The following is a 14,561-nucleotide window of genomic DNA, read 5'->3' as shown; positions in this document are numbered from 1 at the left end:
GAATGTGCGCTGAACCGCTGACGACTGTGCCCGGCATGGTTGGATCGGTGGGCCGATACAGTCGGGACGACAGGGGAAGCCGCGTGGCGCCGCAGGACTGGGAACGCACGCTGGGCTGGCTGCTCGCGCCCACGGACGAGAACGGTCGCCGCATCCCGAGCGCACCACCGCCGGAGGCGCCGGCGAGCTGGCCCGCTCCGCGCGGCCGCCGCGGCCCGGACGGGAAGTGGCGGTGGACGTTGGCGACCCGCCCGGACGAGAGCTACGTCAACGACCTCGAGCGACGCAGCGTCGAGGGCTATCGGCACCTCGCGTCACAGCTGGTGGGGGCCCGGGCCTCCCGTGGCCTGAGCCTGCGGGCGTTGAGCGGCCAGACCGGGCTGGCGCTGTCGGTCCTGACCGGGCTCGAGCAGGGCAGCGCGTGGCCGAGCTTCGAGACGGTGGCCATCGTCGCCGACGTGCTGGGCTGCCGGGTGCAGGTGCCTGGCTCCCCGGCCGGTGACGCCGCCGAGCACGGCGGCGCTGCAGCGGCCCGGGTGGCGTCCTGGCGCCGCGCTGGTTACGGGCCAGCCATCCCCTGGCAGATCGAGGCCTTGGGGCAGCTCCAGCAGCGGATGTGGGCCGCTGGAGTCTCCAGGAGGGCGGTCGCCCGCGCGGTCGGGGTGCGCCACAACACCGTCACGGAGCTGTACCACCTCAAGGGATTCCGCTTCGTCAGCATCCGCACCCTCGCAGCCCTGTGCGCGCACCTCGGGACCCGACTCGAAGCCGTCCCCGTCGACGCGCCATGGCCATAGCCGCACGAGTCGCAGCTCCGCCTCAGTCGCTACCTCCCGAGGTGACCGCCCATCGTCGGAGGCTCCCGAGTTCAGCGCTCCGGTGGCTCGACAAATGGCAGTGCGACCGCAGCTAGTTTCGTCTGCATGTTCAGGTCGCTGGTCGCGACGACCAGCGCTGAGCCCGAGTGGCGGCTCTGCAGAAGAAGGGCTGAGGCCACGAAGCGGTCGTCAGGCACGTCGAGGTCGAGCCACGACGGAAGACCTTCGCGGCGTGGCTCGAGGTGCTCGAACGCCGCCCACACGTCGCCCGCCACCTTGGCGCCCGTTCGGACGTCGCCGTTGTCGCGGAGCCCCTTCAGGCGGCGATCGGCCTTGCGTGCTGCCTCTCGGACCGTGTCGTTTCGGCCGGCGCGCTTCAGGTCATCGAGTTCGCGCAGGACAACCGGCAGGATGTGCGCCATGTACCGCCTCCCGATCACGGGGGCGTAGGCGGCCAGGTCAGGCTCGTCCAGGAGTGCGTTGGTGTCCACCACGAGCCTGTGCTTGAACTCGTCGTCCGGCAGGAGCTCGCGAGCGGACCGCAGGGTTGCGACCGAGTCCTCGACCGCCGCGAGCGCAGCGGGGATGCTGACCGGGACGGACCTGTCGTTGCCGTTGCCCCGCAGCAGCCACCTCTCGAGGTGCTTGATGGCCTTGTCGTGACGCTTCTCGACCTGGGCTGTCGGATGAGGGAACAGCAGCCGGAAGCGCGGAGCCCAGTCGCGCAGCCGAGCGAGAACGGACATTCGGGCGGCTTCGAGCTCGCCATCGCTGGGGGCCCACCCATGGGTGGCGTAGCCGATTCAGCTGATGCCCCCACCGCCGTGACGGTTCGGGTCGATGTTCCGAATCTCGGACCGCTGGAGCACCGCTGCGTAGTCGGCAGCAATCGCGTCGAGCTCCGCCATCAGTGTGTCGGCGTACGGCGTGGGCGGCGTCCTCGGCATGTGGAGGACCGTACCCGAGAACCTCACCGCGTCCGGGTGCCTCAGTAGCGCTGGTCGGCGGGCCCGAGGAACGACCGGGAGGCAGCTCGGAGGTCTTGCTCACTGGTGGGCACCGGGTGACCATCTCACGGCCGGTGACCCGGGCCGCAGCGGCGGACGGTCACAGGACGCCCGTGCCGGTCACCGGGGCGACGACGCCTGCCCTCTGCGCTTCCAGCGCATGTGCAACCGACGGTGATGGGTGGACGTCGGTCTACTGGCGTGGCCAGCTACCGAGAAGCAGGCCCCACGAGAGGAGGGACCAGGTGAGAGCCGCTTAGGCTCAGTCCTCCGCGCGCCACACAGGGTCGCGACGGGTGCGGGCCGACACGCGCGCGACGCGCTGAGCGCTGGGGGCAGTGACGGCTGGCTTCTCAGAGCTCTGAACGAGCTTCATCGTACGAATGCGTGCATCCGCGCGGGCAACACGAGCCATGGATACCCCTCCTTCGCGCTCAACTTTACCGCCTCGGCTTCCATCCCGGCCTGAGACACCTGACCGACCGGCAGACCCAGCATGGTGCGCGTTGCCTCAAGGACGGCAACACGCTCACGCCTGATCACCGCGTGTGCTCGTTGGTGGTCCGCGTCACCAAGTCGTGTCTGGAGACGGTGCGCACGTCGGAGCAGACCACCTTGCCACCCTGTCAGAGGGGCACCTCGAACTGACGGGCCGGGGCCGGGTTGCTCGTCTTGCGACAGACGATGAACAGGTCGTATCCCAGCTCGGACGCGTAGGTCTCGCTTGAGACGATGACGACCGGCTTCGCGCGCTCGCCAGGGATGAAGAGCTCGGCGAAACGGATATCCCCTGGGTAGGGCGCCAACGGTGCGCGCGACCCAGGGGGCCGCACCGATGGCGTCCGGGCATCGAGCTGGTTCCGCCCATGCGCACCGGGCTCAAGGGACGCGGGTGATCTTCATGAAATCTTCAGGGATCTCACCGGTCACTCTGGTCACACGTTGAGTACACGTTTCCTTATGCTCCTGCGCCCACCTGTCCCCGTGCCCACCTCGCCGGCACGGCCGCGCCGGCGGCGCACGCGCCATGTCGCCGTCGTGACCGTCCTGATCGCCGTCACGTCAAGCTGGCCGGCGGGCGCCGACAGCATCGAGGACCAGAAGCGTGAAGCGGACCGCGACGTTGCACGCATCGAGCAGGTGGTTCGTAACACCGGTGCGGACCTGGCGGCCGCGTACGTCACCCTGAGGAGCACTGAGGCGCGCCTTCCACGCGCCGGTCAGGCGCTGACCCGCGCGCGCCAGGTCCTTACCGCCTCGATCGCCGCCGAGCGTGACGCCGTGCTCACCCGGGAGCGAGCCGTCCGCGCGCAGCAGGAGGCCAAGGCCCGATACGAGGCGGTCACCCAGCGGCTCGCGGAAGCGGTGGCGAGGCAGCAGCGAGCCACCGAGCAGCGCGCGCTTGACGCCGACCGGCTCGACGCGTCCCAGGACGCCCTCGACGCGTACGCAGCTGAGGTGTTCCAGTCCGGCCAGCCGTCACCGCAGCTGAGCCTGCTCCTGGGCATGTCGTCACCGCGAACGCTGGCTGAGCGTTCGGCCCTGGCCGACATCGCCAGCCAGATCGGTGCCGATGCCATCGACCAGGTCGGTGTCGCCGCGAGCGAGAGCAGGGCCACGCAGGGGTACCTGACCGCGGTGGCCGCCGAGGTCCGTGCGCTCCGTGGGCAGGTCCGTCAGTCCTGGGAGCAGGCGCAAGCGGCAACTGGGACCGCCACGTTCGCGGCCAGCCAGGCCGAGATCGCCAAGCGGAACGCGGTGACCGCGCGCGACAACGCGGCCGCGGCACAACGATCGCTGCAGGTGCTGCGCACGAGCCAGACCCGCCAAGCTCAGGAGCTCACCGTTCGCAAGGCTCAGGAGGAGAGCGAACTCGCGGCCAAACGTGCGGACGCGCGCCGCCTGCAGACTGTCCTGCTCGAGCGGGCCCGCATCGCCCGACGGGCCGAGCAGCTGCGCGAGGCGGCCCGAGCCGCGAAGATCCGGGCCGAGAACGCGAAGGCGGCCGCGGCGCGCCGAGCGGGACGGACGTATCGGCCATCGCTCCCGCCGCCCGTGACCCGCACGAACGGAGGGTTGGGTAGTCCCCTCGCGGGCACGATCACCTCGCGCTACGGCATGCGGTGGCACCCGGTGCTGCAGCGGTGGATGCTCCACGACGGCCTCGACATCGCCGCCGCGTGTGGAACGCCGGGGGTACGCAGCCGCTGACGGGCAGGTCATCCGCGCCGGCTGGAACTCGAGCGGCTGGGGGAACCAGGTCCTCGTCGACCACGGCATCCGCCGCGGCGTCGACCTGGTCACCAGCTACAACCACCTGTCACGGGTCGCCACGTGGGACGGCCCCGTCCGGCGAGGCCAGGTCATCGGGTACGTGGGGACGACAGGCTTCTCGACCGGGTGTCACTTGCACTTCGGCACTTACGAGGACGGTCGTCCTGTAAACCCGGACGGGTGGCTGTGACCCGCCTCGGGTGGTGTCACGGCGCCGCCGGCGACCGACCCGGCGTGACCGTGCCGTGTCGACGGTGCACCTCGCAGCCGCGGACGCCGGCGAGTTGGCCGCGGGCGTTGGCACGCGCGTCACAGCCTCCCGGCGCCTCCCGGTGCCTCCTCCGGGTGCCTCCCGTGCTGACGTCGCCGCGACGAGTCCCCGGCATGAGTCCCCGGCATGAGTCCCCGGCATGAGTCCCCGGCATGAGTCCCCGGCATGAGTCCCCGGCATGAGTCCCCGCAAGAAGGCCGCGGCATGAGGGTCGCGTCCAGGCCCCGAAGGAGGAACGTGACGCGCCGGTCGGTCGACGCGCTGTCTACGGCTGACGCGGCGACCGGCGGGCTCTCGGCACGGCCCCCCAGCGCCCGCGACGAGAGCCGTGTCCCGGTGTCACCTCGGTCGCTCCGGTCGCTCCGGTCGCTCCGGTCGTTTCGCGCCTTGCTGGCCCTGGTGGCCGGTGGTCTCTTGTCGGTAGCGTTTCCCACGGCCAATGTTTGGGTGGCCGCGCCGCTGTCGTTGAGCCTGCTCGCCCTCGTCCTGACCGGCACCGGCGCTCGGAAAGGCTTCATGCTGGGCCTGACCGTCGGGGCGGCGTTCTTCCTCCCGAGCCTGCAATGGTCTGGGATCTACGTCGGGCCGGTTCCCTGGGTCGCGCTGTCCCTGCTGGAAGCGTTCTTCCTCGCGCTGTTCGGTGCGCTCTACGGGTGGCTGAGCCGCTCAGGCCGGGTCCGACCGGTGGCGTTCGCGCTCGCCTGGGTCGTCGCTGAGGGCGTCCGGGCCCGGGCGCCCTACGGCGGCTTCCCCTGGTTGAAGGTCGCGTTCAGCCAGGCGGATTCACCGTTCGGCCGGCTCGTGGCTGTGGGTGGCACCCCCGGCGTGGCGCTCGTCGTCGCTCTCACCGGCGCGCTCGCTGCTGTGGCCGCCCAGCAGGTTCTGCGCGCGGACCGGGCGGGGCGCGCGAGGCCACCCGCCGGGGTGGTACGCGCCGTGCCGGCTCTGGGGGTCGCGGCGGCGCTCATGCTGTCCGGCTACGCGGTGCCGCTGCCGGTCCAGGGCCCGACGGCGCAGTTCCTCGGAGTTCAGGGCAACGTCCCGCGGGCCGGGCTGGACTTCAACAGCGAACGGCGAGCCGTCTTGGACAACCACGTGGACGCGACCGCGCGCGCGCAGCAGGACGTGACCGCCGGTCGCGCGCCCCGGCCGGACCTCGTGGTGTGGCCGGAGAACGCCTCCGACATCGACCCCCTGCGCAACGCGGACGCACGCAACCTGATCGAGGGGACGGTTGCCGCGGTGGGTGCCCCGCTCGTCGTCGGGGGTCTGCTCGAAGAGCCCGCGCACCAGCTCTCGAACGTGGCGCTGCTGTTCGAGCCCGGCCGGGGCAACACCGCTCGCTACGTGAAGCAGCACCCGGTCCCGTTCGCCGAGTACATCCCGAACCGTGCGTTCTGGCGCCTCATCAGCCGCCAGGTGGACCTGGTCCGGCGAGACATCGTGGCCGGAGCGGGTGCCGGGATCTTCTCCACGACCGCCGCCAGCGGGGTTCAGATCCGCGCGGGGCTCGCCATCTGCTTCGAGGTTGCCTACGACGCTCTCATGCGTGACGCGGTCGAGGAGGGCGCGAACGTGCTGCTGGTGCAGACGAACAACGCCACGTTCGGGTTCACGGCCGAGTCACCACAGCAGCTCGCGATCAGCCGTGTCCGTGCGATGGAGTTCGGCCGGTCGGTCGTGCACATCTCCACCGTGGGGCAGAGCGCTCTCATCCGGCCGGACGGCACCGTCCTGCAGACCACGGAACTGTTCACCCAGGCGGTGGTCCGGGGTGCGCTCCCGCTGCGGGTGCAGCGCACCCTGGCCACCCGCCTCGGCGGCCTTCCCGACGCGGTGGCGACGGCGGCTCTGGTCGTGCTCGTGGCCGCCAGGCTCCGGACGAGGAGCCGGGGCGCGGGCAAGGGCCGGGGCGGGGGCGCGGGTCGTCGGGCAGGTGGCGCGAAGTGGTGGAGCGCCGCAGGCCCGGTGGCACGCCGCCGCCCGCGCCGGGCACGTCTGCAACGAGCGTGCCCGCCGCGTGCGCGGACGTCCGGTCCCGACGTGCCTAGGAGCTTGTGATGTCGAACCTCCTGATGCCCGTCCAGCCGTTGGCGCTGCAGGTACTCGACGTGGCCCGTGCCGCAGGTGACCTCGTGGTGCGCAGCGACGTCATGGCAGTGCTGGTGATCGCCGGCTCCGCGGCGGCGTGGCTGCTCGCGGGCTGGGTTCGGGTGCGTGCCGCCGCGCCCGGGGTGTCGCATCGGCGGTGCCTGCTTGCCGGAGCTGACCTGGTGGCGTGCCTGCCGCGGTCGGCGCCGACCCGGGCTTGGGCATGGACCGATCCCGCTGCGGTTGGCCGGGGCGGCCTCGCCCCACCTGAGCTGGCTGCGGCAGCGTCCGGGGTCACCCTTGCCCTCCTGGTCCCGGCCTCGGTGCTCGCCGCGGGATACCTCGTGCTCACCGGGCATCTGCCGGCCCGTGCCTCTGCCGGTCTCGTCGCGGCCACGACCCTGGTGGTGCTGGCCGGACTGTGCGTCGCAACGCGGCGCGTCGCCCGCGTTCCCGGCCGGAACCGGTGGCTGGCCGTCCGCGGCCCGCACCTGACGGCTGCGGCCGTCCTCGGCGAGGTGGTCGTGGCGATGACCACGACGGCGGCGGCGTGGGCCCTGACGCACACCGAAGGGGTCGCCGTGAGCCTTCTCGAGGTGGGCTTGGCGGGTGTCGTCGCCCGCGTGGTGACGCTGGCGAGCGTTCCTGCGGCCGGGGTCGGGCTCGCCGACGTCGTGTTCGCGGCGACGTTGGCGGGGGTGGGTCTCTCGGCGGGCGCGTCGATCGCGACGGTCGCGGTCTGGCGGCTGGGCCTGGCTCTCGCGTGGTTGGCGGCGCTCGCTGGCCGTCGACCTCGGGCCCGCTCCGGCCTCAGCTCCGGCGTCAGCTTGGGCGGGGGCTCTCGGGCGGGCTTGGGCGGGCACTCGGAGGGGCCGTTGAGCCTGCCGAGCGAGCCGACGGGTTCCGCAGCGGGCGAATGGCTGCACCGGGCCGCGTTCAAGGTCATCGGCACCCTGCCGGCCGCGGTGGCGCGCCGCCTGCGCATGGGCGTGTTCCAGGCGCTCTTCTCGCTGTCGGAGGATCCTTGGCGGTACGACGGGCTCCCGTACGAGCGGCGCAAGCGGCAGATGCTGGTGGCCAGCCTTCCGCCAGCACGAGCCGGTTCGGGCATCATCGTCGAGCTCGGCTGCGCCGACGGTCACAACCTGCAGGCGATCGCAGAGGCGTATCCGTCCTCGAGGGTCGTCGGTCTCGACATCAGCCCGGTCGCCGTGGCTGCGGCCCGGCGCCGAACGGGCGGTCAGCCTCAGGTGCGGGTGGAACAGTCCGATGCGCGGACCGCAGCTCTGGTGCTGAACGGCGTGGGGGTGGACTCGATCGATGTCCTCATCGTCGCTGAGATGCTCTACTACCTCGGTGGTCCGGCCCGCGTGAACGCGGAGCTCGCGGGCCTGGCGCCGATGCTGCGCCCCTCCGGAGTGCTCGTCCTGGTCCATGGGGCCGGCGACGCTGAGCGGCTCCACCCGGCTGCCGTCGTTGCCTTGGGGTGCGCGAGCGTCGAGCGTGTCGTCGTCGAGGACGTGGACCGACCCTTCGTCGTGGAAGAGGCGCACGCCCGTCAGCTACCGGTCTGAGCGCCTGACCACACGCTATGTCCGGCCCGGCCAAGGGCTGCGCCCGGCTGCGGCTGCAGGGGCGCGAGAGCGGCAGGGGCGGCAGGTTGGCTAAGGGGGTGCACCTCGGGCTCCGTGGTCAACCAGCAGGGCGGTGGACTGGCTATGCGAGAAGCTGTCCACCGCCCGCGGCGACCCCTCCCGCAGGGACGAGGCCACCACCCTGCCGGGCGTTCCTCAGACGCGCGGCAGTGCTGGTTGCGTCACCACTGTCGGGCACCTGCCCTGATGAACGCTGAGGATCTGATGAAGATCGTGTGTTGCTTCATCGCGTGGCGCCTGCCGGGCCCACCGGGCCTTGTCGGCCGACCGGTCGTCCAACCTCTCGCCCAACGTCTGGTCCGATCCGTTGTCGACTGCTCGGCTTCTCGGGTCGAGCCGGTGACGTCAGCGCCGTGCGGGGTCGAAGCGGCGCAGGCGAAGACTGTTCGAGACGACGAACACCGAGCTGAACGCCATGGCGGCTCCGGCGATGAGCGGGTTCAGCAGGCCGATGGCAGCGAGCGGGAGCGCGGCCACGTTGTACGCGAACGCCCAGAACAGGTTGCCCTTGATGGTGCGCAACGTGGCCCGTGAGAGACGGATCGCGTCGGGTGCCGCTCGCAGGTCGCCGGTGACCAAGGTCAGGTCGGAGGCCTCGATGGCCACGTCGGTGCCGGTGCCCATCGACAGACCCAGGTCGGCCTGGGCGAGCGCGGCAGCGTCATTGACGCCGTCGCCGACCATGGCCACGACCGCACCGTCACGCTGGAGGGCCGCGACGACATCGACCTTGTCCTGCGGGAGGACCTCCGCGATCACGTCCGCCGGGTCGATCCCGACGGTGGCAGCCACCGCCGCCGCCGCTGCGGCGTTGTCACCGGTGAGCAGAACGGGGCGCAGGCCGAGCTCCTTCAGCTCGGCGATCGCGGCGGCCGAGGACTCCTTGACCTGGTCGGCGACGACGATGACCGCGGTCACCTGCCCGTCCCACCCGACCCAGACGGGTGTCTGGCCGAGCTGCTCTGCCGCGGACGCGGCCGTGCGCAGGGTGTTCGGGGGTGTCATCGACCAGTCCTGCTGGAGCCACGTCCGTCGTCCGGCGACGGCGGCGTGACCGTCGACGACTCCGGAGACGCCCTGACCGCCTGCGTTGGAGAACGACTCGACGTCGGTCAGGTCGATGCCTGCCGCCTGGGCGTGCGCGGCGACCGCGCGCGCGATCGGGTGCTCCGACGCGTTCTCGAGCGAGCCGGCGACGTGCAGGACGTCGTTCACGGGGACGCTGTCGGCAGTGTGGATGGCCACGACGCCCATCTGTCCGGTGGTGACCGTGCCCGTCTTGTCGAGCACGACGGTGTCGACACGGCGGGTGGACTCGAGCACCTGGGGGCCCTTGATGAGGATGCCGAGCTGGGCGCCGCGGCCGGTCCCGACGAGCAGGGCGGTCGGGGTGGCGAGCCCGAGGGCGCACGGGCACGCGATGATGAGGACGGCGACGGCTGCGGTGAACGCGGCCGTTGCAGTGTGTCCGGTCGCCAGCCACGCGGCGAGGGTGGCGATGGCGAGCCCGATGACGATCGGGACGAAGACGGCCGACACGCGGTCGGCGAGGCGCTGCACCTGGGCCTTGCCGTTCTGGGCGTCCTCGACGAGGCGGGCCATCTGGGCCAGCTGGGTGTCCGCGCCGACGCGGGTGGCTCGCACCAGGAGGCGACCGCCGGCGTTGACGGTGGCACCGACGACGGGGTCGCCGGGGGCGACTTCGACGGGGACGGACTCGCCGGTCAGCATGGACGCGTCGACGGCGGAGGTGCCGGAGGTGACGATGCCGTCGGTGGCGATCTTCTCGCCGGGACGGACGACGAACTGGTCACCGACGACGAGCTGCGCGACCGGGATCCGGGTCTCGACGGTCTCGCCGGACGGGTCGGGGGCGCCGTTGCTGGTGGGTCGGGCGCGCAGGACGGCGACGTCTTTCGCGCCCATGTCGAGCAGCGCCCGCAGCGCGGCGCCCGAGGAGCGCTTGGCCCGCGCTTCGAAGTACCGGCCGGCGAGGATGAACGTCGTGACGGCGGCGGCGACCTCGAGGTAGATGTGCGCCGACCCGGCCGCGTCGGCGGTGTCCCCGCTCGGGAGCAGCTCGAACGGCATACGCATCCCGGTCCTGCCGGCGTGCGTGAACAGCAGCGCCCAGAGCGACCAGAGGTACGCGGCGCTGACACCGACCGAGATGAGGGTGTCCATCGTTGCGGCGCCGTGGCGGGCGTTCGTGAAGGCGGCGCGGTGGAACGGCAGCGCGCCCCAGACGACGACAGGCGACGCCAGCGTCAGGGAGATCCACTGCCAGTTGTCGAACTGCAGCGCAGGGATCATCGACATGGCGACGACCGGGACGGTGAGGACGCCGGAGACGGTCAGGCGGGTGCGCCACGCGCGCGCCTCGGCCTCGCGCGGGTCGAGGCCGCCGCCCGTGACCCCCTGCGGTCCGGGCGTGCCCGGGGCCGCGGCGGGGTCGGTGGCCGGTGCGAGCGGCGTGGGGACCGTGGCGGTGTACCCCGTTGCGGTGACCGTGTCGATGAGGTCTTCGGTGCTGACGCTGTCGGGAAAGTGGACCTTGGCCTTCTCGGTGGCGTAGTTGACGGTGGCCGTCACGCCGTCGAGCTTGTTCAGCTTCTTCTCGATCCGGGCGGCGCAGCTGGCGCAGGTCATCCCGCCGATGAGCAGTTCGACCTCGCCGCGGGGGGTCAGTCCGAGCGTGCCGGTCGCGGCCGGGCTGCCGTCACCCGGCAGGCTGCTCGTCGTGGACCGGACGCGGCTGGTCTGGTCGGCGTTGACCTGGTCGGCGTTGACTTGGTCGACGTTGACCTGGTCGGGGTTGACCTGGTCGGGGTTGACCTGGGTCGGCATGGGTTGTCCTTCCGTTGGTGCGGGCAGTGGTGTCCGGGGCGGTGCTCCGGCCGTGAAGGCACTGGTCGGCGCACCGCCCTGGAACGGCTACAGCCTCAGGCGAGCTGGTAGTTGCCGGCCTCGTCGAGGGCAGCGCTGACCTGCTCGGGGCTGACCTGCTGGTCGGCGGTGACGTGGACCGTCGAGGTGCCGCCGGCCACGAGGTCGACGCTCACGTCGGTGACGCCCGGGATCTCGCTGATCTCCGAGGTGACCGCGCCGACGCAGTGGCCGCAGGTCAGGCCGGTGACGGGGAAGGTCTGGGTGTCGCTCATCGGGTTCTCCTTGGTTGTTCGTTTCCCTGGGTGGGTTCTTCGGGGCGGTTGCTGTCCCGGTCCTGGTCGGGTCTGCGCGTCCGTGCCGCCAGCAGCGTCCGGCCGTGTCCGGCGGCGTCCGCCGTGTCCGATGCCTGTGGGTCAGGACCGGACCAGGCGCGCAATCGCCGCGGACGCTTCGTTCAGCTTCGCGTCCAGGTCGGCGCCCGGGTTCGTGGCCGCCTCCACGAGGCAGTGCTTCAGGTGGTCCTGGAGCAGGCCGAGCGCGACCGCCTCGAGGGCTTTGGTGGCGGCGGACACCTGCGTGAGGATGTCGATGCAGTACATGTCGTTCTCGACCATGCGGTGCAGGCCGCGCACCTGACCTTCGACCCGGCGAAGACGCTTCAGCTGCGCATCCTTGTGGTGGATGTAGCCCGGCTCGGTGTGGGCGTGGGGGGCGCCGTGGGCGTGGGTCGGGTGCGTTGCAGAGGTCGGCGTGTCGGCCCTCCCCAGCTGCGGCGACTGCGCCCTTCCGGCGTCAGCGGCAGCCCGAGTGGCTGAGTGGGTGGCGGGGTAGGTGGCGGGGGCGATGACCGCGTCAGGGCCGGTCGGGTCTGCCTCGCTGGTGATGCTTCGCGATGGTCGGGTGTTCGGCATGGTGGTTCTCCTCTGTCGTCACTCGATCATAACCCCTACCCCCTATGGGTATATTCCGGCGCGTGGAGGCGATTTGGAGAACGCGGAACCGGTGCTCATGCTGGGTGCTCTCATGAGTGCGCGTGCCAGCTCGGTCGGTGACGGGGACATCCCTGTCTCCGTGACGCCGGCACCTCGCGGGATCGAGCCGGATGCCGGTGGCGAGTGCGTCGCGGGCGGAGACGGTCGGGAAAGTGCTGGCCGGAGCTGGGGGCCTGCCACGGTCGCCCTGGCGGTCGGTGTGGCGGTCGGCGTCGTCGTCGTGGCGGGAGCCGTGTTGACCGTCGCGTCGCCTGGCGGGGAGCGTTCCTGGTGGAGCGTCCTGGTCCGGGCGGTGAGCGCTGGACGGGAGGTGCTGACCAGCCCGCACTGGGTCTCGCCGCTGTTGGCCGACACGGGCTGGTTCGCACCGGTCGTGTTTGTAGTCGGGTTCGTGGTCGTGACATCGCTCGGGGTGCCGCGCACCGTGCTGACTCTCGCGGCGGGATGGGTGTTCGGCGTGGGGGCCGGACTGCTGCTCGCGTGGGGTGCGAGCCTGTTGGCGGCGTGGGCCGGCTACGAGATGGCCCGGTTCGTCGTCGCGGCTCGGACTTCCGTGCGGCGACGCCCGAGGGCGAGGGACTCGTGGCGCGAATCCGACGGGCCGTCGCGGCGCGGCATGGAGTGGCGTGCCAGCGCAGGCCGAGCGCGTGAGCGGATGGGGGATGCGGTCGCTGCGCGCGCTGGTGACCGGCGCGAGGTGGCGCTTGCCGTCGTCAGCGCCCGGCTCGTGCCGGTCCTGCCGTTCGCGGTGGTCAACTACGCGTGTGGCTGTCTCCGGCTCTCGCGGCGAGCGTTTGTGCTGGGGTCCGCCGCCGGTCTGTTGCCGGGAGCGGCCGCCTATGCGGTCCTCGGCGCAGGTCTGGCCGTGCCCGGGTGGGTGCAGCTCGGCACCGCGGCCTCCGGCACCGCGATCGCGGCGGGCGCGGTCTGCGCGGCGGTGGTGAAGAGGCGCCGGTCGGCCCTGACCCGGACGTGACCGCTGAGCCGTACGCTCGCGCGACGGCCGTGCAGCCAGGGTTCAGAGATGTCCTGGACGCGCAGGGTTCGGTTGAATGTTTGGTCAAGATCGAGGCGGCGGCCGCCGCTCTGCGAGCTGGCCAGCGAGACTGGGTCCATGAGTGCTGCACGCCGCGCGCGCCCCGCAACAGCCGCGCCGCCTGCGACGGACGCCAACGTCGCCGCCGGCCCGTCGCCGCACCCCCGAAGTTCGCGGCTCCGCTGGCTCCCGGGGGCGCGACGGGGCGGTCCGCGTCATCGCAGCACGGATGAGCACCGGCCCAGCGACGGGAACGAGGGGAACGAGGGGAACGCCTCCGACCCCGTCGTCGGTGACAGCGACGGCGTCGCTGACAGCGCCGACAACGGTGGCAACGGCACCAGCGGCAACGGTCAAGGGAGACCCCTCGCGACACGACTCCTGCTGGCCCAAGGGGCCGTGGTCGCAGCCGGCATCATCACCGCCAGCGTCGTCGCGGCCGTCATGGGTCCGCCGATCTTCCACGAGCACCTCGTCCGGGCCGGGACCTCGGCCACCGGGACCGAGATGGCGCACGTCGAGGAGGCGTTCCGCGACGCGAGCTTGATCTCGCTCGGCATCGCGTTGGTCATCGCGCTGCTGTGCGCGCTGGTGGTGACCTGGTTCGTCACCGGGCGGCTGCAGCGGCCGTTGGCAAGCTTGACCAAGACCGCCGCCGAGATGGGCCGGGGCCGGTACAGCGCGCGGGCGCACGTGGCCGACGCGGGGCCCGAGCTGTCGAGCCTTGCCGACGCGTTCAACACGATGGCTGCGCAGCTGGAGTCCACCGAGGACACCCGACGACGTCTGCTCAGCGATGTCGCGCACGAGATGCGCACCCCGGTTGCGACCCTGAGCGCGTACCTTGAGGGTCTCGACGACGGGGTGGCCGAGTGGGGCCCGGAAACCGCGGCGTTGTTCCGTGCGCACACGGATCGGTTGGCGCGGCTCTGTGACGACATCGCGATGGTCTCGCGCGCCGAGGAGGGGCAGCTGCACATGGGCATGGTGCCTGCCCGGGTCGGGGACGTGCTCGAGGCCGCGGCCCGGGGGGCGGCGGCGAGCTTCGCCGCCAAGGAGGTGGCTCTCCACGTCGTCCACGGGTCGGGATGGGACGTGACGGTGCGCGCCGATCCGGAGCGACTCGGTCAGGTCCTGTCGAACCTGCTGTCGAATGCGCTGCGGCACACCCCGGCCGAGGGGCGGGTCACCATGACAACGAGTCACTCCCGGGGAGATGAGACGGTGAGCGTGCTCGTCGTCGACACGGGGGAGGGGATCACCGCCGAGCAGCTGCCGCACGTGTTCGAACGGTTCTACCGCGGAGACAGCGCGCGCACCCGCGATGACCGCGGCAGCGGGATCGGCCTGACGATCGCGAAGGCCATCGTCGAGGCTCATGGGGGCGTGATCAGCGTCAGCAGCGACGGGCCGGGGAGTGGGACTTCGTTCTCACTCACGTTGCCCGCGCCGTCGTGAGGGCAGGCCGCTCAGGACGTCGCTCGCATGTGACGGGTCTGCGCGTGGGCGCACCGGGGCATGCCCACCG

Annotated in this window: 13 protein-coding genes; 7 read left to right on the top strand and 6 right to left on the bottom strand. The window is 71.8% G+C overall.

Annotated elements, in window-relative coordinates:
• Nucleotides 1–83: 83 nt before the first annotated feature.
• Nucleotides 84–797 carry an XRE family transcriptional regulator gene (locus U5C87_RS16035; protein ID WP_330473517.1) on the top strand — a complete coding sequence of 238 codons (714 nt, stop codon included), beginning with the start codon at nucleotides 84–86 and terminating at the stop codon, nucleotides 795–797.
• A gap of 71 nt (nucleotides 798–868) precedes the next feature.
• On the opposite strand, the gene U5C87_RS16030 is transcribed toward U5C87_RS16035, so the two are convergent.
• The 3 genes from U5C87_RS16030 to U5C87_RS16020 form a co-directional block, all read right to left on the bottom strand.
• Complete coding sequence (locus U5C87_RS16030) at nucleotides 869–1,564, bottom strand: PIN domain-containing protein (protein ID WP_330473516.1); 696 nt, start codon at nucleotides 1,562–1,564, stop codon at nucleotides 869–871.
• A 57-nt stretch (nucleotides 1,565–1,621) separates the two neighbouring features.
• Nucleotides 1,622–1,765, bottom strand: coding sequence for a hypothetical protein (locus U5C87_RS16025; protein ID WP_330473515.1), 144 nt, complete (start codon nucleotides 1,763–1,765; stop codon nucleotides 1,622–1,624).
• Between the two features lie 686 nt (nucleotides 1,766–2,451).
• A complete protein-coding gene (locus U5C87_RS16020) occupies nucleotides 2,452–2,631 on the bottom strand; it encodes a hypothetical protein (protein ID WP_330473514.1) in 180 nt (59 codons plus the stop codon).
• Nucleotides 2,632–2,863: 232 nt separating this feature from the next.
• Here U5C87_RS16020 and U5C87_RS16015 point away from each other — a divergent pair, with 232 nt between their 5' ends.
• The 4 genes from U5C87_RS16015 to U5C87_RS16000 all read left to right on the top strand — a co-directional run bounded on the left by U5C87_RS16015 (nucleotide 2,864) and on the right by U5C87_RS16000 (nucleotide 8,035).
• Nucleotides 2,864–4,036, top strand: coding sequence for a M23 family peptidase (locus tag U5C87_RS16015; protein ID WP_330473513.1), 1,173 nt, complete (start codon nucleotides 2,864–2,866; stop codon nucleotides 4,034–4,036).
• Nucleotides 4,008–4,289, top strand: coding sequence for a M23 family metallopeptidase (locus U5C87_RS16010; RefSeq protein ID WP_330473512.1), 282 nt, complete (start codon nucleotides 4,008–4,010; stop codon nucleotides 4,287–4,289). The genes U5C87_RS16015 and U5C87_RS16010 overlap by 29 nt, the downstream gene beginning before the upstream one ends.
• 528 nt (nucleotides 4,290–4,817) lie before the next feature.
• Nucleotides 4,818–6,431 (top strand): apolipoprotein N-acyltransferase, encoded by a 1,614-nt coding sequence (gene lnt, locus U5C87_RS16005; RefSeq protein ID WP_330473511.1) that lies wholly within the window; start codon nucleotides 4,818–4,820, stop codon nucleotides 6,429–6,431.
• Nucleotides 6,432–6,445: 14 nt separating this feature from the next.
• Nucleotides 6,446–8,035 carry a class I SAM-dependent methyltransferase gene (locus tag U5C87_RS16000; protein WP_330473510.1) on the top strand — a complete coding sequence of 530 codons (1,590 nt, stop codon included), beginning with the start codon at nucleotides 6,446–6,448 and terminating at the stop codon, nucleotides 8,033–8,035.
• A gap of 426 nt (nucleotides 8,036–8,461) precedes the next feature.
• Here U5C87_RS16000 and U5C87_RS15995 read toward each other — a convergent pair whose 3' ends face one another.
• From U5C87_RS15995 to U5C87_RS15985, 3 genes are all read right to left on the bottom strand, one after another.
• On the bottom strand, nucleotides 8,462–10,765 hold the full coding sequence (locus tag U5C87_RS15995) for a heavy metal translocating P-type ATPase (protein ID WP_330476706.1): 2,304 nt from the start codon (nucleotides 10,763–10,765) through the stop codon (nucleotides 8,462–8,464).
• Nucleotides 10,766–11,058: 293 nt separating this feature from the next.
• Entirely contained in the window at nucleotides 11,059–11,277 is a 219-nt protein-coding gene (locus U5C87_RS15990) for a heavy-metal-associated domain-containing protein (RefSeq protein ID WP_330473509.1), read from the bottom strand.
• Between the two features lie 141 nt (nucleotides 11,278–11,418).
• Entirely contained in the window at nucleotides 11,419–11,772 is a 354-nt protein-coding gene (locus U5C87_RS15985; protein ID WP_443082137.1) for a metal-sensitive transcriptional regulator, read from the bottom strand.
• Between the two features lie 256 nt (nucleotides 11,773–12,028).
• Here U5C87_RS15985 and U5C87_RS15980 point away from each other — a divergent pair, with 256 nt between their 5' ends.
• On the top strand, nucleotides 12,029–12,973 hold the full coding sequence (locus U5C87_RS15980; RefSeq protein ID WP_330473508.1) for a TVP38/TMEM64 family protein: 945 nt from the start codon (nucleotides 12,029–12,031) through the stop codon (nucleotides 12,971–12,973).
• A 138-nt stretch (nucleotides 12,974–13,111) separates the two neighbouring features.
• The gene (locus U5C87_RS15975; RefSeq protein ID WP_330473507.1) at nucleotides 13,112–14,491 is read left to right on the top strand and encodes a sensor histidine kinase; all 1,380 of its coding nucleotides are present in this window, start codon (nucleotides 13,112–13,114) and stop codon (nucleotides 14,489–14,491) included.
• Nucleotides 14,492–14,561: the final 70 nt, after the last annotated feature.

The sequence above is a fragment of the Terrabacter sp. C0L_2 genome (genome assembly GCF_036352015.1).
Taxonomy (GTDB): domain Bacteria; phylum Actinomycetota; class Actinomycetes; order Actinomycetales; family Dermatophilaceae; genus Terrabacter; species Terrabacter tumescens.
The sequence above is the reverse complement of the archived record's forward strand: the minus strand, read 5'-3'. Positions and strand labels throughout refer to the sequence as shown.